The organism is Mycolicibacterium chengduense (genome assembly GCF_033741155.1).
GTDB lineage: Bacteria > Actinomycetota > Actinomycetes > Mycobacteriales > Mycobacteriaceae > Mycobacterium.
Genome location: NZ_JAWQNH010000006.1, coordinates 281819 through 302442 on the forward strand (window position 1 = coordinate 281819; position 20624 = coordinate 302442).

21 protein-coding genes are annotated in these 20624 nt (G+C 66.7%); 18 read left to right on the top strand and 3 right to left on the bottom strand.

Features of this window, described 5'->3' with window-relative positions; all coding sequences use genetic code 11:
- Nucleotides 1-19: 19 nt before the first annotated feature.
- A complete protein-coding gene (locus SBI67_RS23355; protein WP_318983040.1) occupies nucleotides 20-817 on the bottom strand; it encodes an SDR family NAD(P)-dependent oxidoreductase in 798 nt (265 codons plus the stop codon).
- 83 nt (nucleotides 818-900) lie between these two features.
- Here SBI67_RS23355 and fabG point away from each other — a divergent pair, with 83 nt between their 5' ends.
- Genes fabG through SBI67_RS23405 form a run of 10 tightly spaced genes read left to right on the top strand, consistent with a single transcriptional unit; the run spans nucleotide 901 to nucleotide 9838 of the window.
- Nucleotides 901-1674 carry a 3-oxoacyl-ACP reductase FabG gene (gene fabG / locus SBI67_RS23360; RefSeq protein WP_318982831.1) on the top strand — a complete coding sequence of 258 codons (774 nt, stop codon included), beginning with the start codon at nucleotides 901-903 and terminating at the stop codon, nucleotides 1672-1674.
- Entirely contained in the window at nucleotides 1671-2441 is a 771-nt protein-coding gene (locus tag SBI67_RS23365; protein WP_318982832.1) for an enoyl-CoA hydratase/isomerase family protein, read from the top strand. The genes fabG and SBI67_RS23365 overlap by 4 nt, the downstream gene beginning before the upstream one ends.
- Nucleotides 2438-3241, top strand: a complete 804-nt coding sequence (locus SBI67_RS23370) for an enoyl-CoA hydratase/isomerase family protein (RefSeq protein WP_318982833.1) — start codon at nucleotides 2438-2440, stop codon at nucleotides 3239-3241. Before SBI67_RS23365 ends, SBI67_RS23370 begins: the two co-directional genes overlap by 4 nt.
- Nucleotides 3238-4023 (top strand): enoyl-CoA hydratase/isomerase family protein, encoded by a 786-nt coding sequence (locus SBI67_RS23375; protein WP_318982834.1) that lies wholly within the window; start codon nucleotides 3238-3240, stop codon nucleotides 4021-4023. The genes SBI67_RS23370 and SBI67_RS23375 overlap by 4 nt, the downstream gene beginning before the upstream one ends.
- Complete coding sequence (locus SBI67_RS23380; protein WP_318982835.1) at nucleotides 4020-5288, top strand: aromatic ring-hydroxylating oxygenase subunit alpha; 1269 nt, start codon at nucleotides 4020-4022, stop codon at nucleotides 5286-5288. Before SBI67_RS23375 ends, SBI67_RS23380 begins: the two co-directional genes overlap by 4 nt.
- A 5-nt stretch (nucleotides 5289-5293) precedes the next feature.
- On the top strand, nucleotides 5294-5827 hold the full coding sequence (locus SBI67_RS23385) for an aromatic-ring-hydroxylating dioxygenase subunit beta (protein ID WP_318982836.1): 534 nt from the start codon (nucleotides 5294-5296) through the stop codon (nucleotides 5825-5827).
- Between the two features lie 10 nt (nucleotides 5828-5837).
- Nucleotides 5838-6092 (top strand): hypothetical protein, encoded by a 255-nt coding sequence (locus SBI67_RS23390; RefSeq protein WP_318982837.1) that lies wholly within the window; start codon nucleotides 5838-5840, stop codon nucleotides 6090-6092.
- Nucleotides 6089-7297, top strand: coding sequence for an acetyl-CoA C-acetyltransferase (locus SBI67_RS23395; protein ID WP_318982838.1), 1209 nt, complete (start codon nucleotides 6089-6091; stop codon nucleotides 7295-7297). Before SBI67_RS23390 ends, SBI67_RS23395 begins: the two co-directional genes overlap by 4 nt.
- Nucleotides 7294-8649 carry an OB-fold domain-containing protein gene (locus SBI67_RS23400; RefSeq protein WP_318982839.1) on the top strand — a complete coding sequence of 452 codons (1356 nt, stop codon included), beginning with the start codon at nucleotides 7294-7296 and terminating at the stop codon, nucleotides 8647-8649. The genes SBI67_RS23395 and SBI67_RS23400 overlap by 4 nt, the downstream gene beginning before the upstream one ends.
- Nucleotides 8639-9838 carry an acetyl-CoA acetyltransferase gene (locus SBI67_RS23405; protein ID WP_318982840.1) on the top strand — a complete coding sequence of 400 codons (1200 nt, stop codon included), beginning with the start codon at nucleotides 8639-8641 and terminating at the stop codon, nucleotides 9836-9838. Before SBI67_RS23400 ends, SBI67_RS23405 begins: the two co-directional genes overlap by 11 nt.
- Before the next feature lie 57 nt (nucleotides 9839-9895).
- Here the strand turns inward: SBI67_RS23405 and SBI67_RS23410 are convergent, their stop codons facing one another.
- Entirely contained in the window at nucleotides 9896-10957 is a 1062-nt protein-coding gene (locus SBI67_RS23410) for a phosphotransferase (RefSeq protein ID WP_318982841.1), read from the bottom strand.
- A gap of 91 nt (nucleotides 10958-11048) precedes the next feature.
- Here SBI67_RS23410 and SBI67_RS23415 point away from each other — a divergent pair, with 91 nt between their 5' ends.
- From SBI67_RS23415 to SBI67_RS23435, 5 genes are all read left to right on the top strand, one after another.
- A complete protein-coding gene (locus SBI67_RS23415) occupies nucleotides 11049-11462 on the top strand; it encodes a nuclear transport factor 2 family protein (protein ID WP_318982842.1) in 414 nt (137 codons plus the stop codon).
- A complete protein-coding gene (locus SBI67_RS23420) occupies nucleotides 11459-12502 on the top strand; it encodes a TIGR03857 family LLM class F420-dependent oxidoreductase (protein WP_318982843.1) in 1044 nt (347 codons plus the stop codon). The genes SBI67_RS23415 and SBI67_RS23420 overlap by 4 nt, the downstream gene beginning before the upstream one ends.
- Before the next feature lie 70 nt (nucleotides 12503-12572).
- Nucleotides 12573-13433 carry an SDR family NAD(P)-dependent oxidoreductase gene (locus tag SBI67_RS23425; RefSeq protein WP_318982844.1) on the top strand — a complete coding sequence of 287 codons (861 nt, stop codon included), beginning with the start codon at nucleotides 12573-12575 and terminating at the stop codon, nucleotides 13431-13433.
- A gap of 7 nt (nucleotides 13434-13440) precedes the next feature.
- Nucleotides 13441-15075: a class I adenylate-forming enzyme family protein gene (locus SBI67_RS23430; protein WP_318982845.1), complete on the top strand. Its 1635-nt coding sequence runs from the start codon at nucleotides 13441-13443 to the stop codon at nucleotides 15073-15075.
- The gene (locus tag SBI67_RS23435) at nucleotides 15072-16799 is read left to right on the top strand and encodes a class I adenylate-forming enzyme family protein (RefSeq protein WP_318982846.1); all 1728 of its coding nucleotides are present in this window, start codon (nucleotides 15072-15074) and stop codon (nucleotides 16797-16799) included. The genes SBI67_RS23430 and SBI67_RS23435 overlap by 4 nt, the downstream gene beginning before the upstream one ends.
- A gap of 6 nt (nucleotides 16800-16805) precedes the next feature.
- On the opposite strand, the gene SBI67_RS23440 is transcribed toward SBI67_RS23435, so the two are convergent.
- Nucleotides 16806-17774: an MBL fold metallo-hydrolase gene (locus tag SBI67_RS23440; protein ID WP_318982847.1), complete on the bottom strand. Its 969-nt coding sequence runs from the start codon at nucleotides 17772-17774 to the stop codon at nucleotides 16806-16808.
- 201 nt (nucleotides 17775-17975) lie between these two features.
- Here SBI67_RS23440 and SBI67_RS23445 point away from each other — a divergent pair, with 201 nt between their 5' ends.
- The 3 genes from SBI67_RS23445 to SBI67_RS23455 are packed head-to-tail and all read left to right on the top strand — an operon-like array spanning nucleotide 17976 to nucleotide 20624.
- Nucleotides 17976-18941 (top strand): DUF7064 domain-containing protein, encoded by a 966-nt coding sequence (locus SBI67_RS23445; RefSeq protein ID WP_318982848.1) that lies wholly within the window; start codon nucleotides 17976-17978, stop codon nucleotides 18939-18941.
- A gap of 29 nt (nucleotides 18942-18970) precedes the next feature.
- Nucleotides 18971-19423, top strand: a complete 453-nt coding sequence (locus tag SBI67_RS23450) for a MaoC family dehydratase (protein WP_318982849.1) — start codon at nucleotides 18971-18973, stop codon at nucleotides 19421-19423.
- Nucleotides 19413-20624, top strand: coding sequence for an enoyl-CoA hydratase-related protein (locus SBI67_RS23455; protein ID WP_318982850.1), 1212 nt, complete (start codon nucleotides 19413-19415; stop codon nucleotides 20622-20624). The genes SBI67_RS23450 and SBI67_RS23455 overlap by 11 nt, the downstream gene beginning before the upstream one ends.

Below are 20624 nucleotides of genomic sequence, written 5' to 3' on the forward strand. Positions count from 1 at the left end.
ACTCTCCCCGCACCGCCGGTCATGGCATCGTGTACCCACCGCTGACCGAGATCATCTGACCGGTGATCTGGCGCGCCGCCGACGGCGAGGAGAACCACAGCACGGCGCGGGCGACGTCCTCGGCGGTGGTCAATTGGCGCGTCGGGGTGTCCTTGAGCATGAACTCGATCTGCTTGGGATTGAAGACTTCGTCCTCGCCCACGGCCCACAGGCTGGCTGCCCCCACCGCGTCGGGGCCTTCCGGCATCACCAGGCCCGGGCACACGATGTTGGAACGGATTCCGTGCCGGCCATGTTCGCGTGCGGTGGTACGGGCGAAGGCCACCATCGCCGCCTTGGACGCCCCGTAGATGCCCTGGCGGATCTGGCCGAAGGCGGCGTCGCTGGCGATGAACACGAGCGCACCGGCGCCTGCCTCTTTCATCGGGCCCAGCGCGGCCTGGGTGGCGGCGACCGCGCTGTAGAAGTTGACTTCGATGGTGCGCTGCCACTTGTCACGATCGGTGTCGGTGGCCACGAAACCGGGCACGCTCCAGCCGGCGTTGTTCACCAGGACGTCGACCCCGCCCCACTGGGTCACCGCCGCCCCGACTGTTTCGTCGGCGCCGGTGCTGGTCGTCAGGTCGTGGATGGCCAACTCGACAGCCTCGGCGCCGAGGTCGACAGCCTCGTCACGCACCTTCTTCGCCTGCGGTTCGTCGATGTCGTTCAAGACGATCCGCGCCCCTTCGGCGGCAAAAGCATGCACGATGCCGCGTCCGATGTTGGATGCGCCGCCGGTGACGACGACGCGTGCGTCGGCCAGTCCGAGATCCATCATGTCCCTCCTCGGCGGGGCGGTGTTGAAACACCCCGACTCATTGATTTAACCTAGATTAGAAATCTCGGTTAGATTTGTCTATGCCGGATGCGTCGACAGGAGACGGTGTGGAGAAGCTGTTGCAGGGCAAGGTCGCGGTGGTGACCGGGGCCGCGCAGGGAATCGGACTCGAGATCGCCCGGACACTGCATCGGCACGGCTCCCAGGTGGTGCTCGCCGACCTCGACTGCGATGGGGCGCGCCGCGCCGCCGCCGGCATAGCCGGCGCCGGGACGGACTGCGTCGGCACCGCGTGCGATGTCACGGCCGAAGACCAGGTGAAGCAGCTGGTGGCCACCACGGTCCGGGACTTCGGCCGGGTCGACCTGTTTGTCAACAATGCCGGTATCACCCGTGACGCCTCGCTGAAGAAGATGCAGGTGGCCGACTTCGACGCCGTCATCACCGTGCATCTGCGGGGCACTTGGTTAGGTGTGCGGGAAGCCGCGGCGGTGATGCGCGAGCAGAGGTCGGGCAGCATCGTCAACATCTCGTCGCTGTCGGGCAAATCGGGTAACCCGGGCCAGACGAACTACAGCGCCGCCAAAGCCGGAATCGTCGGCTTGACCAAGGCGGCCGCGAAAGAGGTTGCCCACCACAATGTCCGGATCAATGCCGTGCAGCCCGGGTTGATCCGTACGCCGATGACGGCCGCGATGCCGCCGGAGGTGTTCGCCCAGCGCGAGGCCGACGTGCCCATGAAGCGCGCCGGCGAGCCGCACGAGGTGGCCGGTGCCGTGGTGTTCCTGGGATCGGACTTGTCCAGCTATATCACCGGCACGGTGATCGAGGTCGGCGGCGGGAGGTACATGTGACGACAGTGCGCAACGACGTGGACGGTGGGGTCGGGTGGATCACGCTCAACCGACCCGACCGGATGAACGCCGTCAACGTCGACCTCGCCACGGCCCTCGGCGCGGCCATCGGCGGTCTCGGGGACCGGCCGGATGTCAACGTGATCGTGATCCGCGGTGCCGGCGGCAACTTCTGCGCCGGTGGCGACTTCGACGAGGTGCAGCGGTTGCGGGCCGAGGGCGCACCGGCGTTGCGCGGGCTGTTCACCGCCTTCAAGGCGGCCTGTGACCAGATCGGCAGGGTGGCGGTCCCGGTGATCGCGGCGGTCGAAGGCGTCGCGATGGCCGGTGGATTCGAGCTGATGCAAGCCGCGGACATCGTCCTGGTGACCCATGAAGCCCGGATTGCGGACAACCACATCAATTTCGGCATGGTCCCCGGCGGCGGGAGCACCGCGCGGCTGCCGCGCATCCTCGGTCGGCAGCGCGCCCTGGCCCTGCTGCTCTCCGGCGACAAGATCGGTGGCGAGCAGGCAGTGCAGCTGGGACTGGCGTATCGGGCCTACCCCGCGGCGACCTTCGACGAATCGGTGCACACCTTTGCGACGCGGCTCGCCGGCCGCGAGCGCGCCGCGGTCACCGCGATCAAGGCGTTGGTGAATCACGGCTTGGACAACGACTTCCACACCGCCGACAGCAACGAGACCGACGCCGTCGTCGCCCACATCGCGGGCCGGGCCGGCCGAAGCGGTGTCTCCGCTTTCAAGAACAGAGAGGTGCGCACATGACCACAGCGATCGACGAGCCGGTACTACGCGAGGTGGCACCCAACGGTGTGGCCACTATCCGCCTCAACCGGCCGGCCACCTCCAACGGGCTCAACGTCGAGACGCTCAAGGCGCTGCACGAGGCCGTGCTCACCTGCCATGCCGACCCGTCGGTCAAGGTAGTGCTGCTGACCGGGGCCGGGCGCAACTTCTGTGCCGGGGGAGATGTCCGGACCTTCGAATCAAAAGGGGAGGCGTTACCCGACTATCTCCGTGCGGCCACCGCCTGGTTGCAGCTGGCCACCTCCGCGCTCATCCAATTGCGCGTCCCGGTCGTCACGGCGGTGCAGGGGTTCGCCGCCGGTGGCGGCGGCATCGGACTGGTCTGCGCCTCGGACATCGTGGTCGCCGCTCGTTCGGCGAAGTTCTTCTCCGGGGCGGTCCGGGTCGGGATGGCGCCCGACGGTGGATCGTCGGTCACCCTCACCCAACTGGTCGGGCTCCGGCAGGCGCTGCGGATCCTGCTCACCAATCCCACGCTGACCGCCGACGAGGCCGCCGCGATCGGGCTGATCACCGAGGTGGTCGACGATGCAGACCTGCTGGCCCGGGCCGAGACGCTCGCCGCGGACTTGGCGGCCATGCCCACCAAGGCATTGTCAGCCACCAAGCGGCTCGTCTGGTCGGGTGTCGGCGCCTCGATCGAGGAGCGGCTCCCCGAGGAGTCGCGCACGGTGTCCGAACTGTCGGGCACCGCCGACGCGCTGGAGGGGCTTCGGGCCGTCATCGAGCGGCGCGCACCGAAGTTCACCGGCCGATGAACGTCTTGATCGAGGACGACGGCCCGGTGCGGACTGTCACGCTCAACCGGCCGCAGGTGCGTAACGCGATCGATATCCCGCTGCGGCTCGAACTGGCCGACGCCCTCGAATCAGCCGATACCGACACCGGCGTGCGGGCGATCGTCCTCACCGGTGCCGGCGCAAGCTTCTGCTCCGGCGGCGACATCTCCACCATGCGGGTCATGTCCGAGTCCGAGGCGATGGACCGCGCGCAGTTGGCCCAGCGCATCATCCGCGCCATCTGGGCGACGCCCAAACCGGTGATCGCGGCGGTCGAGGGCGCCGCGTTCGGGGCGGGTGCGGCACTGGCCGCCGCGTGTGACCGGGTGGTGGCCGCCCGCGATGCCCGATTCGCCACCACCTTCACCAACGTCGGTCTCGCCGGTGACATGGGGGTGTTCGCCTCCCTGCCACGACGCGTCGGTCCGGCCCGCGCTCGTCAGATGCTGCTTTTCCCGGAACCGTTCACCGCGGATGCGGCGCAGGAGTGGGGGTTGGTCGACGCCATCACCGAACCCGGCGATGCGGTCACCGCGGCCCGGGCGGACGCGCAGCGGCTCGCGGCCGGGCCGGCCGCCGCCTACGGAGCGATCAAGAACCTGCTCGCCATCAGTCCGACCTTGCCGCCGGTCGAGGTGCTCGACCACGAAGCAGCGCAGCAGGCGCGGTTGTTCGGCAGCGCCGACTTCGCCGAGGGTATCGCCGCCTTCCGGGAGAAACGGCGACCATCCTTCGGTCCACGACAAGGAGTTTCGTCATGACCCACGTGACCGATCCGGTGACCGGCACCGACGGCAGATATCAACGCCTGATCCGCCCGGACAAGGTGCACGGCACCCTCTACACCGATCCCACGATCTACGCCGAGGAACTGGCCAAGATCTGGTACCGCACCTGGGTGTTCGTCGGCCACGAGAGTGAAGTCGCCCACCCCAACGACTATGTCCGCAAGAAGCTCGGTCCCCAGGACGTCATCATGACGCGGGATCGCGACGGCGAGATCCACCTGCTGCTCAATCGCTGTGCTCACCGCGGCAACCAGGTCTGCGACGATGCCAAGGGCAACTCCAGCACATTCCGTTGTCCGTACCACGGGTGGACTTTCCGAAACGACGGCGAGCTCATCGGTTTCCCGTTCTTCAAGGGCTACGGTGGCCGCAAACTGGACCTGGCGATGGGACGGGTCCCGCGCGTCGACTCGTACGGTGGTTTCGTCTTCGGCAGCTTCGCCCCCGATGGTCCGACGCTGTTGGAGCACCTCGGTGCGGCCGCAGGCGAGATCGACCGCCTGGTTCGGCTGTCACCGGAAGGGCGCGTGGAGTTGACGGCAGGCTGGCTGCAGCACACGGCACGCGCCAACTGGAAGCTGCTGGCCGAGAACGAAACCGACGGGTACCACCCCCAGTTCGTGCACGGATCCATTTTCGGGGTGACCGGCAGCACGATCGGCCCGCTCTACAGTGACTCCTCCATCGCGGTCACCCGGGATCTCGGCGGCGGGCACAGCGAGAACGATCTGCGCCCGGAGTTCCGCAAGTTCGCCGAGCCCATGCGCTGGTTCGGCACCACGGAATCCCGGGTCCCGGATTATGTCGCCGCCATCCGCGCCAAGCACGGCGCGGACGCCGAACGGATCCTGATCGAGGGCGCACCTCATGTGATGATCTTCCCGAATCTGTTCATCGCCGAGATCCAGGTCTTCAACATCCAACCGATCTCCGTCGACGAATGTGTGCAGTACGCGACGGCCGTCCAACTGGCCGGCGCGCCCGAACTGAATCGCCGGATGGTCTCCCAGTGCATCGGCTCGGTGGGGCCGGCGGGCATGCTGCTGGCCGACGATACCGAGATGTACGAGCGCAACCAGCAGGGTATCGCGTCGCTGAGCCCGGAGTGGCTCGACATCCGGCGCGGCATGAACCGGGAAAGGTTGGACGACAACGGATTCACCATCGGCACCAATACCGACGAAACCGGCATGCGCGGCTTCTGGGCGCAGTACAAGCGGCTGATGGAAGAGGACTGATCAGCGTGACGACGTCTTTACAGACTGCGGGCGCGTCGGCCCCGGTGCCTGAGGGTTTCGACCGGTCGGCGGTAGAACAGTTCCTCTACCGCGAGGCCCGCTATGCCGACGAAAACGATTACGACGCTTGGGAGGCGCTGTGGACCGACGACGCACTGTACTGGGTTCCCGCCGTTTCCGGTGACTGCGACCCCACCCGGCAGATGTCGATCATCTACGACAACCGCAGCCGCATCTCGACCAGGCTGAAACAGGTGCGCACCGGTCGCCGGTACGCCCAGGCGCCGCCCTCGCACCTACGCCGCCTGATTTCCAACATCGAATTCGAAGGCGGGCGCATCAACCCCGCGGGTTCGGTGGATCTGGAGGTCGGAGCCAACTTCCTGGTCATCGAGGCCCGGCCGCGGGGCAACCACCTGTGGGGCGGCCGGGTCACCTACCGGTTGCGACGCGTCGACGCTGACCTGCGTCTGGCGTACAAGAAGGTGCAGTTGGTCGACGCCGACAAGCCGATCCCCACGCTCAGTTTCCTCATCTGAAAGGGCAAGCATGGGAATCCATTTCGACGGGTCGGCCCGGGTGACCGTCGCTGGCGTCGGCGCGGTCGTCGGCAGTGAGTTCGCCGAGATCGCGGTCTCCATCGACGAGCAGGCGAACTCGCCCCGGCTCAAACTGGAGGATCTTCGCACCGGGCGGGTGCGTTTCCTGGACGCGCTGGAATTGGAGACGGTCATCTGGCTGCCCGACGAACGGCTCAACAGCCTGCTCGACCCGTCGGCCGATCGTTGGCGAGGTGACGAATGAGGCGGGCGGCCATCGTCGCGCCACTGCGGACCCCGGTCGGCACCTTCGGCGGGAGCATGCGACCGTTGCGCGCCGAAGACCTGGCCGCGCACATCGTCGCGTCGGTGGTGAGGCGCAGCGGAATCGACCCCGAGGTCATCGAAGACGTGGTCATGGCGCAGTCGTATGCCAACTCCGAAGCGCCGTGTATCGGGCGCTGGGCCGCCCTGCATGCCGGTCTGCCGATCAGTGTGTCCGGCTTGCAGATCGACCGCCGCTGCGGCGGCGGGCTGCAGGCGGTGATCACCGCCGCGATGACCGTGCAGACTGGCGCCGCCGATGTGGTGGTGGCCGGCGGCGTCGAATCGATGAGCAATATCGAGCACTACACAACCACGGCGCGATGGGGCTCACGGTCGGGCAATCAGATGCTCTACGACCGGCTCGACCGCGGACGCGAACGATCCCAGCCGGAATGGCGATTCGGCACGATCAGCGGGATGATCGAAACCGCGGAGAACCTCGCCTCCGATTACGGGATCGATCGGGCGGCCGCCGACGCCTTCGCCGTCCGCAGCCACCGGAGGGCGAAGGCAGCACAGTCCGGCGGCCTGTTCGACGACGAGATCGTCCCCGTGGACGTTCCGCAACGCACGAAAGAGCCCGTGGTGGTGACGCGGGATGAGGGGATTCGCGCCGACACATCCACCGAGACCCTGGCGGGTCTGCGTACGGTCATGACCGGTGGGACGGTCACCGCAGGAAACGCGGCCCAGCAGAACGACGCCGCGGCAGCCTGCCTGGTCGTCGCCGAGGACCGGCTCGACGCCCTCGGGTTGGAGCCCATCGGCTTCCTCGAAGGGTGGGCGGCCGTCGGGTGTGAGCCCTCCCGGATGGGTATCGGCCCGGTGGGGGCGGTCGAGAAGTTGTTCGGCCGAACGGGTCTGACGTTCGATGACCTGGCCCTGATCGAGATCAACGAGGCGTTCGCCGTGCAGGTGCTCGCGGTGCTGTCAGGATGGGGCGTCACTCTCGCCGAGGTCGAGGACCGGCTCAACGTCAACGGCTCCGGCATCTCGCTCGGTCATCCGATCGGGGCGACCGGGGTGCGGATCATGGCCACGATGTTGCACGAATTGCGGCGCCGTGGAGGCGGCCTGGCACTGGAAACCATGTGCATCGGCGGCGGCCAGGGGATTGCCGCGGTGTTCAGGAGCGCATCGTGACCTACGGCCTGCTCGGGTATGCCGGTTATCTACCCCGCTATCGGCTCAGCGCCGCAGATATCGGGTTGCGCGGAGGTGACCGGGTGGTCGCCTCCTACGACGAGGACTCGACCACCATGGCCGTCAGCGCTGCCGGCATGGTGGTCGGGCCGGGAAGCCGGCCCCAAGCGCTCTATTTGGCAACCACCACACCCGCCTACGCCGACAAGACCAACGCCAGTGCCGTGCATGCCGCGCTCGGTCTGCCCGCCGACGTGCTGGCTGCCGACCTGGGCGGAACCGCTCGCAGCGCCATCGCCGGCGTGGTCGCCGCGGCATCCGGCGGGGGACTGGTGGTGGCCGCCGACGTACGGGTGGGCAAGCCGGGGTCCTCCGACGAAAAGTCCGGCGGTGACGGAGCGGCCGCGCTGTGGTTCGGCGACGGTGAGTCGATTGCCGAACTGCTGGCGGTGCGCTCGCTGACCGACGAGTTCCTGGACCGCTGGCGAGATCCCACCTCCAGCACGGGTATGCAGTGGGAGGAGCGATTCGGCGCCGAGCGGTATGCGGACCTGATCCGTTCGTGCTCGGGGGCCGCGCTGGACGCGGCCGGGGTAGCCGACGTCGACCACGCGGTGTTGGCATGTCCCAACACGGCGGTGACCAAGCGAGCGGCAACGTTACTCAAGGGGCAGAAATCGGTCAGTAGTTCGCCGATCGGCCACAGTGGGGCGGCCGATCCGCTGATCGCGCTGACCGGTGTGCTCGACATCGCGGACCCGGGAGACACGATCCTGGTGGTGTCGGCTGTCGACGGATGCGACGCCATGGTGTTCCGCGCCACCGCCGCCATCACCGAACACCGGCAGCACCTCGTGTTGAACACCCAACGCCGGCAGGGACAGCCGGTACCGTACCTGACCTATCTGGGGTGGCGCGGGCTCGTCGAACGGGAGGCGCCGCGCCGACCCGAACCCGAACGCGCTGCCGCGCCGCCGGCGGCCCGATCACAGCGCTGGAAGTTCGGCTTCACCGGAACGCGCTGCACTCGATGCGGTTTCGGTCATCTCCCACCGGTGCGGGTGTGCCGATCGTGCGGGGCGACCGACGAGATGACCGAGGTGCCGGTGGGGCGCCTCACCGGAACCGTGGTGACCTATACGGTCGACCATCTCGCGTTCTCGCCGTCGCCGCCGATGGTGCAGGCGGTCATCGATATCGACGGCGGTGGCCGATGCACCCTCGAGGTGGCCGATGCCCGACCCGAGCAACTCGCCGTGGGCGCTCGGGTGAGGTTCACCTTCCGGCGACTGTTCACCGCCGGTGGCGTGCATGACTATTTCTGGAAGGCGGTGCAGGACAATGCCGAGTAACGGAATCGCCGGCAAGGTTGCCGTCGTCGGCATGGGGTGCAGCGCCTTCGGCGAGCGGTGGGACGCCGGCACCGACGACCTCATCCTGGAGGCATACCAGGAATGTCTGGAATCGGTCCCGGCTTTGGGTCGTGGTGACGTGGACGCCTACTGGCTCGGAACGCTGAGCTCCGGGCTCGGGGGACTGACCCTCAGCCGGGCAATCGCCACCGACGACAAGCCGGTCACCAGAGTGGAGAATTTCTGCGCCACCGGCTCGGAGGCCTTCCGCAACGCCTGCTACGCGGTTGCTGCGGGCGCGTACGACATCGTCATGGCGGTCGGCGTCGAGAAGCTCAAAGACTCCGGCTATTCCGGGCTCCTGCGACAAGATCCGCCAGGGGACGGCACCGCCCCGGAGATTTCGATGACGGCGCCGGCGGCGTTCTCCCTCATCGATCCGGCCTACTGCGCCCGTTACGGCGTACATCCGGATGAGATGCGGGCGGCGATGACGCACGTCGCATGGAAGAACCATGACAACGGCACGCGTAATCCCAAGGCGCAGTTCCGTTCCCCGGTCGCCCGAGAGACCATCGACAAGGCGCCCAAGGTAGCCGGCCGACTGGGTATCTTCGATTGCTCGGGAGTGTCCGATGGCGCGGCCTGCGCGCTGATCGTGTCCGCCGAACGCGCCCATGAGTTCACCGACACGCCGATGTACGTCCACGGGTTGTCGTTGATCTCCGGGTCGGCGCGGGGCTCGATGGATTCGGATTTCGACTACACCACCTTCCCGGAGGTGGTCAGGGCGGCCAAGGACGCTTACGCCCAAGCTGGCATCGACCGACCCGCAGAACAGCTTTCGATGGCCGAGGTACACGACTGCTTCACACCGACCGAGATCGTGCTGATGGAGGATCTCGGATTCTGCGATGCCGGCCATGCGTGGAAGGACGTCCTGGACGGTGCCTTCGACGCCGGCGGGCGACTGCCGGTCAACCCGGACGGGGGTCTGAAATCGTTCGGCCATCCCGTCGGGGCCAGCGGCTTGCGGATGCTGTACGAGGCATGGCTGCAGTTTCGCGGTGCGGCAGGCGAACGCCAGCTGGCCGACCCGCGCACCGCACTCACACACAACCTGGGCGGGCGCCCCGGAGGCTGTGTGTCGTTCGTGTCCATCGTGTCCCGGGAGATGCGCCGGCCCTGAGTGTCGTCGACGACGGCGCAGGGTCGAAGACCCCTACGGGCCGGTGGCTCCGGGCTGTCAACGGGTGCTCAGCGCCTGTACGGTGCTGACCGCGTCGGAGTCGGCAATGATCGCGAAGCTGCGCTCCATCAAAACCTGCAGCAGTTCCTGTCCCCGAGGGTTGACGGTCTCCCAGGACATCATGGCAGCCAGGGGCAGAGCGATCTGGGCCACGACTGCGACCTGAAACTGTTGCCACGCCTGGTCGAACGGATAGTTGATGCCCTCTCTTGCAAGAGCATCGAGGTAGCCCGTCACCAGCTCCTGCTCACGACCACCTCGTTGCGTTGGAGTCAGGCCCTGGCCGATCAGATAGGCGACATCCCACATCCCGCACCCACGGCCGGCGAACTGGAAATCGACGGTCACGTGCGAACCGCTCTCGGCAAAGAACAGATTGTCGACGCGCAGGTCGCCGTTGACCAAGGTCGCGGGTTGGGTGAGCGCCCCCAGGAGGTTGGGGGCCAGCCTGCCATAGGCCGATATGACCGCTGCCACATCCGCACGGGCAGTCGTGCGACCGTGCTCGAGGAAGATGGGCCAGCCTGCCGCTGCGCCGGCGCTGAACAATGCCACCATGCGGGGGTCGTCGAGATCCAGGAAGGCCGGGTTGTTCGTGGCGGGAGGCGTCAAGTGCCAACCCCAGGCATGGAAGCGGGCGAGCTCTTCGAGCACGGTCTTGGCCCGGTCGAAAGTCAGGCCTGCCAGGTGGTCTCCGTTCTCGAGAGCGGCGAGGTCTTCCATGACGATGAGGAATTCGCCTGTCTCGTCGTCGAAGGCAGCGATATGTGAACGGGGTGCGCGCATCGGTACTACCGGTGCAATCTCGTTGTAGTACAGCACCTCTCGCTCGTAGAGGCGAATCGACCGAGCCAGCTCCAGGTAGGCCGGGTAATCGGTCGGCCACTTGACGATCACCGTGTCGGGTCCATCGCCGTCCAGATCGAGGTGGGCCCGATACAGAAACGACGCGAACCCCACGCCTTCGGCGATGCGCTCGATGTGAAGCTTGTTGATTCGGGATCCCGGCGTGATGACCCGGGCTGACACCAATGCTTCGGTGAGCCATGGGGCCGTCAATTCAGAAGGGTTTCGCGGGAATCGAGTGCGAATTGAAGTCATATTAGAAAAGTAGTTGTTAACTTGTACACAAGCAAGTAAAAATGTGTCCATGGTTACACGGTCCAGCCCCTCGGCCAGTCCGGCAGCGGTCGTCGAACGCTACAACTACGAACTTTGGAACGACCGGAACTACGCCGTCGGGGAGGAAGTGATCGGCGAGCAGATCATCCGGAACACCCCGGGAGGTCGGACTGTGCTCACCCACGACGAGGCAATCCAGCGTGTGCGCGACTTATGGGCCGGCGTCAAAAGCGTGCACTTCACCCTCGTGCACATGGTCGCTGACGTCGAACTGTGCTCGATCGTCTACCAAGCGGACATCGTCAACCACGATGGGAGCCAGGACGTCATCTCTTCCATCGAGGTCTACCGCGTTGTCGCGGGGCGTATCGCGGAGGTCTGGAACCCGTGCACCTACGACCATGGCCGTTGGCCTGAACTCGGCGAGGTGGCAACCGCATGACCACGTTGGTACGGCCGGAACTGGGGTTCTATGCCCTTGGCGGCCAACCGGAGTTGCCGCGGGTGATCGTGGACGAGATCCGCCAGGCCGAGCAGCTGGGGCTGGGTCACGCGTTCATCTCGGAGCGCTTCAACACCAAGGAGGCGTGCACGCTATCCGGTGCGGCCGCCGCGGTCTCCGAGACCATCGGAATCGCCACTGGCGCAACCAATCACAACACCCGTCACCCCATGGTGACCGCGGCATACGCCCTCACCATGTCCCGGCTGAGCCAGGGGCGCTTCACGCTGGGTATCGGTCGGGGGGTGCCGCCACTGCAGGACGCCTTCGGGATGCCGCGCATCACCACCGCGCAGATGGAGGACTTCGTGGGGGTGATGCGTCGACTCTTCCGCGGCGAGACCATCGTCGGTCACGACGGTCCAATGGGGCGGTATCCCTTGCTGCGGCTGGGCCAGGACTATGACGTCGACATCCCGCTGGGCATGGTGGCTTTCGCGCGGAACTCACTGGAACTGGGTGGCCGCGTGATGGACCAGGTCATCCTGCACACCTTCTTCACCGACGAAACGCTTGCGCGATGCGTCGGAATCGTCAAGTCCAGCGCCGAGCGGGCCGGGCGCAATCCGGACGACGTGAAGGTGTGGTCGTGCCTCGCGACCATCGGGGATCACCTCCCGGAAGAGCTGCGCCTGCGCAAGCTCGTCGGTCGACTCGCGACATACCTGCAAGGCTACGGCGACCTGATGGTACGGACGAACCGCTGGGATCCGAAGGTCTTGCAGCGCTTTCGCGATGATGCGGTGGTTCGGAGCTTTTATGAGGGCGGACTACAGGCGATCGACAGTCCCACCACTCCCATAGCGAAACTGGAGCACATCGCCTCGTTGCTGCCGTCGGAGTGGACGGCCCCGGCGGCCACCGGTAGCCCGGCGGAATGTGTCTCCACCATTCGACGACAGCTCAGCCTGGGTGCTGATGGGGTGATTCTGCACGGAGCCACACCGACCGAGTTAGAGCCGATCCTGGCGGCCTACTGAACGGCGTCTTGACGCGGTTATTTTTTCGAATATAGATTCAATAGAAGTGTTCGCGAACGAAGGAGTTCAGGTGTCGGGTGTGCAAGACAAAGTCGTCGTCGTGACGGGAGCCGGGGGAGGCCTGGGCCGCTCGTATGCCCGATTCCTGGCGGCGAACGGGGCGCTCGTCGTCGTCAACGACCTCGGCGGGGCACGCGACGGTTCCGGTGCCGGCACCCAGGCCGCCGACACGGTCGTCGACGAGATCCGCAACGCCGGCGGCAGAGCCGTCGCCAACTACGACTCCGTCGCCGACGAGGCCGGTGCCGCCGCGATCATCGAGACGGCGCTGACCGAGTTCGGCGCCGTGCACGCGGTGGTGAGCAACGCCGGCATCCTGCGCGACGGGGCCTTTCACAAGATGACGGCCGACAGTTGGGACGCGGTGCAAAAGGTGCACCTGTACGGCGGATTCAACGTCATCAGGGCTGCCTGGCCGCATCTGCGGGAACAGAAGTTCGGGCGGATCGTCGTGGCGACATCTACCAGCGGCCTGTACGGGAACTTCGGACAAGCCAACTACTCCGCCGCCAAGGCCGGCCTGGTGGGGCTGATCAACACCCTGGCCATCGAGGGGGCGAAATACGGCATCACCGCCAACGCCATCGCCCCGTTGGCGGCCACCCGGATGACAGCCGATATCGCCCCGCAAGAGGTACTGGACAAGCTGGACCCTGAGTTGGTCGCGCCCGCCGTTGGGCATCTGGTGTCCGACGAGAATGCCGATACGGGATCGGTTTTCGTCGTCGGCGGCGGACTGGTGCAGCGCGTGGCACAGTTCCAGAACGACGGCGTCACCTTCTCGACACCGCCGAGTCTGACCGATATCACCGCAAAGTGGCCGCAGATCAGCGATATGACCGGCGCCAAACTCGGCAGCAACCCCGTCTGAGCGCACCGTGAGCACCACCGTCCCCGCTGCAGGACGCCTGCCGAGGCGCGGCGAGGCCTACCTGCCGGCCGATACCTCGGTGCCATTGGTGGAGCACACCGTGGGTCACCTCGTGGCCGCCCGCGCGGCCGAGCACCCGGAGCGGGAGGCGCTCGTCGGGGTACGGCACGGCAGTGGCGAGGTGGACAGACTCACGTATGCCGCGCTCTGTACCGAAGCGCAGGAGGTGGCCGCGCGGCTGGCGGCAGTGACGGACCCGGGTGATTATGTGGCGCTCTGGGCTCCCAACGTCATCGAGTGGACCGTCGTCCAGTACGCGGCCGCGTTGGCTGGGGTGGTGCTCGTCGCACTGAATCCGGTTCTGCGTGAAAACGATCTGGACTATGTGCTACGACACAGCAGAGCGCGGGTGTTACTGCATGCCCGGGCCAGTCGCCAGTACGACATGGCCGAAGTCGCCGAGCGGGTGTGCGCCGGCATACCCCACCTTCGGCGAGTCTGCCTGTCCGAGCTCATGGCTCTGGAACCGACGGATCAGTGGTCGACGCGGGCCGCCGCGGTCTGTGTCGACCACCCCGTGATGCTGCAGTACACGTCCGGGACGACGGGGCGGCCCAAGGGCGTGCTGCTCACGCACCGGGCGCTGGTCAATGTCGCCAAACTGACCATGGAAGCCACTGCGGTGCCCGACGCGGTGATCTCCTACAACCCGCTGCCCCTGTTCCACACGGCGGGCTGCGTCATCGGTACTCTCGGCCCGTTGTGGGTGGGTGGCACGACCGTCGTCGGTGAACGCTTCACTCCCGACATGGCGTTGGAGACGCTGCGCCGCGAGAAGGTCACCATGATGTTCTACGTCCCAGCGGTATTGCGGGCGCTCCTGCATGCGCAAGCGGCCAGCTCCGAGGCGGCGCCGGACCTGCGCATCATCCTGGGTGGCGCCTCGGACGTTCCGGCAGACCTGATCGCCGGTGCTGCAGCAGTATTCGGCGCACAGGTGTACAACGCCTACGGACAGACCGAACTGTCGCCGGTGCTGACGATCACCCGCCCGTCGGACACCGCGGAGGACCGGCTCACCACCGTCGGGCGCCCGCTTCCGCGCGTCGACTGCAAGATCATCGATCCCGAATCCGGTGCCACGGTGGCGCTCGGCGAGATCGGTGAGATCTGCGCTCGCGGGTACCAGCAGTTCCTGGAGTACGTGCATGATCCACACGCCACGGCCCGGGCCCTGGACGCCGATGGTTTCGTGCGGACCGGCGACCTCGGCTTCATGGACGACCGCGGATACCTCAGCGTCACCGGCAGGTTGAAAGAACTGATCATCCGCGGGGGTGAGAACATCTCACCGGTCGAGGTCGAGTCGGTGATCGCGCGCCACGAGGCCGTTCTCGATGTCGTGGCCCTCGGCATTCCAGACGCCGCCCTCGGTGAGGTTGTCGCGGTGGTATGCCGGCTCTCGGGAGGTCGCGGCGACGTGCTGGCCGGTCTGATCGCTCACGCGCGGGACCGCATGCCCGCGTACAGAGTGCCCGCGCGGTGGTTCACCGTCGACGAGTTCCCGGTGACACCGACGGGAAAAGTCCAGCGATTCGCGCTGCGCGAGGCCGCTCTCGCCGGTCAGTTGCGCGAGCTGTGACCGAGCCGCTCACCATCGCCGACCGCCGGCTCGCCTTGCGCCGCCGGTTCCCCGTGTGGCAGCCGATATCGTTGGCGCGCTGGCTCGATCGCTGTGCGGCGGACTATCCGCAGCGCCCGTTCGTGCTGTCCGATGCGACAGCGCAGACCTATCGCGATGTCGCCGAGCAATCGCGCCACCTGGCCGCCGGGCTGGCCGCGCTCGGTGTGCGGTCCGGCGATCGGGTGGGCATGGTGCTGGCCAACCATCCCCAATTCGTGGCCGTCAAGTTCGCCATCGCCCGCGTGGGCGCGGTCGCCGTGCCGTTCAACTATCTCTACCGTCAGGACGAGCTCGCCTTCGTCCTGGCGGATTCCCGGTGCCGGATTCTGATCACCATGTCCGAGTTCGGGTCGCTCGACTACCAGGACATGCTCGACGGGATCGTCCCGGGCTGGGATGCGCCCGGCTTCCACCGGCGGGCCCGTACGGCCGACGAGGTGCCGGACCTGCGTGGGGTGGTCGTCGTGCCCACCGGTGCCGCGCCGCGGCGCGGTGCACTGTCGTTGCGCGAGCTCACCGATATGGGCCGTGCTCGTCTCCCGCTGTTCGAGGCGCCGGCGGTCGACCCGGCGAGTGCCGGCGACATGCTCTACACCTCGGGTACCACCGGGTCACCGAAAGGTGTCGTGGTGTCCCATGACGCGGTGCTGCGGACGGCGTACGCCTCGGCGCTCACCCGTGCCTTCGAGGACGGACGACGGATCTTGTCGTCCTTGCCCTGCTATCACATGTTCGGCTATGTCGAAGGGTTGTTGGCGGTCATGTACGTCGGCGGCGCGATCATCATGCAGCCGTCCTTCAGCCCGGAAGGCTACTTCGGAGGTATCGAGAAACACCGGGCCACCGACATCCTGTGCGTACCCACCATGGCGGTGGCTCTTGTCCAGAGCCCGGCGCGTTTCGACTACCAGCTCAGCTCGCTGCGGGCCATCCTCTGCGGCTCTGCGCCCGCTCCGGTCTGGTTGTGGCAGCAGGTGGTCAGCGACTTCGCGGTCACCGAGATCGTCACCGGCTACGGAATGACGGAATGCGGCGGAGCGATGACACTGACGCTGCCCGAAGACCCGCTGGAGAACCTCACCACGACCGTGGGACGGCCCAAGATGGCCGGTGCGGCCGGTATCACCGACACCGATGCGTTGGTCCGTTATCGGACAGTCGATCCCGACACCTTCACCGACACCGCGGGTGAAGGCGAATTGGTGTCGACGGGGCCGACGGTGATGACGGGATACTGGAACCGGCCGTTCGACACCGAGCGCACGCTGCGCGACGGCTGGCTGCGCTCCGGTGACCTGGGGCGGATCCGGCCCGACGGCTACCTCCAGGTCACCGGCCGGAGCAAAGAGCTCTACAAGAGTGGCGGCGAACTGGTCATGCCCAAGGAGATCGAGGACCTGTTGGCGCGGCACCCCGGGATCAGCCAGGTGTTCGCGATCGGGCTGACCGACGAGCGCTGGGGCGAGATCGGTTGTGTGGTGGTGGTCCCGGCGCCGGGGCACGGTGTCACCGAATCCGACATTCTCCAGGTGTGCCGCGAGAAGCTGGCGCGGTTCAAAGTTCCCAAGCGCGTGGTGTTCTACCGCGCCGAGGACCTGCCGACCACCCCGACCGGCAAGGTGCAGAAGTACCGTCTCGTCCAGCAGATCACCGGCTCGCGCGAACCCGCCCACGGAACCTGAGTGCGGTCAGACCGTCGCGAACCGGCGCACGCCGTGCTCGAGCACCGCGGCCAGGCGATCCTGTGCAACCAGCAGATCCAGATGGGACTGCACTTCCAGAACGGCCGTCATGCGGTTCACCACGTCCAGTTCGTCAAGACGTCGTTCGCGTCGGGTCCACCGCATCTTCGAGGCGACCTCGAATGCGGTCTCGCTCCCGGCTGCCACGAGGTCGCCGACCACGACGAGCCGAGTCCGGTGATGCTCTGTCAACTCCTGCGCGCGGGCGTGGGTGGTACGTGCTGTACCGCCGTGTGCGGGCAACATCCGTGCGTCGGGCAGGCTCAGCACAAGGCGCAGGGAGTCGAGATAGGAGCGCAGGGGAAGCCGCCCCGGTGCCCGCTCGAAGGCAATCGACGGTGTGATCCGTGGCAACAGGTGGTCGCCGGTGAACATCTGGCCACCGGCGGCGTCCTCGAACACGATGTGGCCCCTCGTATGGCCGGGGGTTGCGCGTACCACCAGCTGTATTGCGCCGCAGTCGATCACATCACCGTCGTCGAGCCACCGATCCGGCGTACCGAACGGCACGTCGCGCTCGTAGGGTTCCCACTGCAGGGCGTCGACGGCCGCGGCGAGCGCCGGTGCGCCGGCCGCACGGAGCATGTCCACCTGCACGGGGTGGACGACGTCGGGTCGCCGATGAAAGGCGTCGATACTGTGCCGTTCCTCGCGGCCCAGCATCAGTTCCATGCCGTAACGGTTTCGCCACCCGACGCCGAGTGAGTAGTGATCCCAATGCTGGTGGGTGGCGACGATCCGGACCACGTCGGAGATGCCATAGCCCAGCGCGTGTAGCGCGCGGGTCAGAGTCGCCTCCGAAGGCGGATACGCCCAGCCCGGGTCGACCAGCGTCACGCCGGACGGCGATCCGATGACGTAGGCGTTGACCACCTGAAGATCCGGCAACGGCAGTGGAAGCGGTACACACGTCACGGAATTCGTGATGGGTTCCGCGTCGCCACACATTCCCGCAGCTGATGCCTGTGTCATGGTCACCTCTCGCTGTGCCGTCCCAAAAATTTAACAGAAACTAGAAAAAATGTGTTAGCGTGGATGTCAGCAGTCCAGTAAATCGAGTGGCGCCTCGAAGAGAAATTCAAAACTTTTCCCGGATCGGCAAAGGAGATCGGCTCGATGGTCACCGTGCTGGACGACTACACCCACCCGGTCGGGCAGGAATCCGATTTCAACGAGTCGATGTACTTCGAGTTCCACGACGACAACACCGGCCTCGCCGGTTTCGTGCGGCTGGCGAACCGACCCAACGAGGGCCGGGGGGAGCGGACGGTCTGTCTCTACTTCCCGGACGGAACCGTCGGGTTCGGCTTCCTGCGACCCGCGGTCGCCGGCAATACCGAGATGAACGCCGGAGGACTGTCGGTGGAGGTGGCGCGTCCGATGCAGGATGTCACGGTCCGCTTCGACGGGCAGGTCAACGTGTTGTCCGACCCGCGTGCGCTCAGTGATCCGAAGTCGGCACTGGCCGCCAGCCCGGTCGTAGCCACGCGCATCCAGCTGCGGTACGTCGCCATGGCGCCGTTCCACGAGCAGACGTTCGAGTCTGGAGCGCAGTCCTTCGCGCCGAATCACTACGAACAGCTCGCAGTGGTGACCGGCAGCGTCGCGCTCGCCGATCGGGTGCAGACCGTGCGTGGACACGGGCTGCGGGACCACTCGTGGGGACCCCGTTCGTGGCAGGCTCCCTACTTCTATCGGTGGTTGCATGGCTGCTCAGGCGATTTCGGTTTCATGGCAGCATATTTCGGTGACCAGGATGGATCGTCTCGGCGGGGCGGCTTCGTCTTCGCGGGCGGGCGGATGCATCCGTGTGACGACATCAGCATCACCACCGAACGCGACGCCGACGGATTCCAGCGCCGCATCGGGGTGTCGTTGACCGCGGGATCGCGGCAGTGGCGACTCCAAGGCGAGGCGACGTGCTCGGTTCCGTTGCGGCACCGCGGTGCCGACGGCGTGGCCAGCACCCGCATCGTGGAGGCGGCGATCCGCTGGAACCTCGACGGCCGCAGCGGTTTCGGCGGAATGGCCGAGTACCTCGACCAGATGCGTGACGGTCAACCCGTTGGCGCCCACGTATAGCGGAAACTGAGAAAAGGAGTTCGAAGGGCATGAAGGTGTTCGACAACCTCGGCGAGTTCGAGGCTGCCGCCGGGACCGAACTGGGTCCCACCGACTGGCTGGCCGTGGATCAGCAGCGCGTCGATGCATTCGCCGAGGCCACCGATGACCACCAGTGGATCCACGTCGATCCCGCGCGGGCTGCGACCGGACCGTTCGGCGGCACCATTGCCCACGGTCTGCTGACGTTGTCGCTGCTGCCTCGGTTCATGCACGAGCTCTATCGCGTCGACAACGTCGCCATGGCCATCAACTACGGCTTCGACAAGGTCCGGTTCATCACGCCGGTGCCGGTGGGAGCCAAGGTGCGGGCATCGTCGCGGATCGCAGCGGTCCACAAGCTGGATTCCGCGGTGCAGGCGACGCTGGTCACGACCATCGAGGTGGAAGGTGCCGGTAAGCCGGCCGCGGTGATCGAATCGATTGTGCGCTATGTCGGTTGACCTCACCCGCGACGCCAAGGTCGGTACCGCCGACGAGCTCTACCGCGCCCTTGCCGCCGGTGACGCCGAGGCATTGGACCGCCTGCTCGCACCGGAGTTCGTGGGCCACGCCGCGCAGGGCCTTCCCCTGCAGATGGGTGGCACCCATGTGGGGCCGGAGGCGATGCGCACGAGGCTGTGGTGGCGGATCGGCGAGCATTTCAAGGCCCGGGCGGTGGCCGAGGATTTCCAGCTTCTCGAAGATGGCCGGCTCGTCGTGATCGGCACCTATCTCGGCCACGCGCGGCGCAGCGGCGCGACACTGGAGGCTGCCTTCGTCCACGTGCTGGCCTTCGACGTCGACGGCCGCATCGTCTCGTTGCATCAGCTCACCGATACCGCTGCATGGCATGCGGCTCTGGATGGAGACGACGGTCTGCACACCATCGACTACCGGGTCGAGGACGGGGTGGCCACGGTCTGCCTGAACCGACCCGACCAGCGCAATGCCATCAATCTGCGGATGGGGCAGGAGACGTTGGAGGTGGCCCGCCGGATCGCCGCCGATCGTTCGGTGCGGGCGGTGCTGATCTGCGGGAACGGTCCGGCGCTCACCGTCGGCGGAGACATCTCCTACTTTCTCGAAGGCAGCGCAGAGGGTTACGCGAAACTCTTCGAGAAGATGATCCGGCCGTATCACGAGGGATTCGACATCCTCAGCCGCGTCGAGGCCCCCATCGTCACGGCCGCGCATGGCGCGGTTGCCGGCGGCGGCCTGGGCTTCGTCTACGCCGCCGACCTGGTCCTGGCCGCCGAAGACACCCGGTTCGTCGCGGCCTTCGCCGGCATCGGTCTGTCCGGAGACGGCGGCGGTACCTACCATCTGCCTCGGCTGATCGGGCCGCGCCGGGCCGCGCAGGCCTACCTGCGCAATACGCCGATCACCGCGCAGGACGCGCTGGCGTGGGGCATGGTCAACGAGATCGTGCCCGCGGCCGAACTTCGCACTCGGGCCATCGAGCTGGCGCGCGAGTTGGCGCAGGGACCGACCGTTGCCTTTGCCACGATGCGGGCATTGCTGAGGGAGAGCTGGGGCAACGATCTACCCGGCCAGCTCGCCGCCGAACTGCGCGGCACCGTCTGCACCGGTAACACCCGCGACGCCGCGGCTGCCATCTCCGCGTTCGCAGACAAACGAACGCCGATCTTCGAAGGACGTTGA

What these genes read in the sequence shown, in the direction of transcription:
- SBI67_RS23355 (WP_318983040.1), bottom strand. Translation starts at nt 817, where the DNA reads ATGGATCTCGGACTGGCCGACGCACGCGTCGTCGTCACCGGCGGCGCA.
- fabG (WP_318982831.1), top strand. Translation starts at nt 901, where the DNA reads ATGCCGGATGCGTCGACAGGAGACGGTGTGGAGAAGCTGTTGCAGGGC.
- SBI67_RS23370 (WP_318982833.1), top strand. Translation starts at nt 2,438, where the DNA reads ATGACCACAGCGATCGACGAGCCGGTACTACGCGAGGTGGCACCCAAC.
- SBI67_RS23375 (WP_318982834.1), top strand. Translation starts at nt 3,238, where the DNA reads ATGAACGTCTTGATCGAGGACGACGGCCCGGTGCGGACTGTCACGCTC.
- SBI67_RS23380 (WP_318982835.1), top strand. Translation starts at nt 4,020, where the DNA reads ATGACCCACGTGACCGATCCGGTGACCGGCACCGACGGCAGATATCAA.
- SBI67_RS23390 (WP_318982837.1), top strand. Translation starts at nt 5,838, where the DNA reads ATGGGAATCCATTTCGACGGGTCGGCCCGGGTGACCGTCGCTGGCGTC.
- SBI67_RS23395 (WP_318982838.1), top strand. Translation starts at nt 6,089, where the DNA reads ATGAGGCGGGCGGCCATCGTCGCGCCACTGCGGACCCCGGTCGGCACC.
- SBI67_RS23405 (WP_318982840.1), top strand. Translation starts at nt 8,639, where the DNA reads ATGCCGAGTAACGGAATCGCCGGCAAGGTTGCCGTCGTCGGCATGGGG.
- SBI67_RS23415 (WP_318982842.1), top strand. Translation starts at nt 11,049, where the DNA reads ATGGTTACACGGTCCAGCCCCTCGGCCAGTCCGGCAGCGGTCGTCGAA.
- SBI67_RS23420 (WP_318982843.1), top strand. Translation starts at nt 11,459, where the DNA reads ATGACCACGTTGGTACGGCCGGAACTGGGGTTCTATGCCCTTGGCGGC.
- SBI67_RS23445 (WP_318982848.1), top strand. Translation starts at nt 17,976, where the DNA reads ATGGTCACCGTGCTGGACGACTACACCCACCCGGTCGGGCAGGAATCC.
- SBI67_RS23450 (WP_318982849.1), top strand. Translation starts at nt 18,971, where the DNA reads ATGAAGGTGTTCGACAACCTCGGCGAGTTCGAGGCTGCCGCCGGGACC.
- SBI67_RS23455 (WP_318982850.1), top strand. Translation starts at nt 19,413, where the DNA reads ATGTCGGTTGACCTCACCCGCGACGCCAAGGTCGGTACCGCCGACGAG.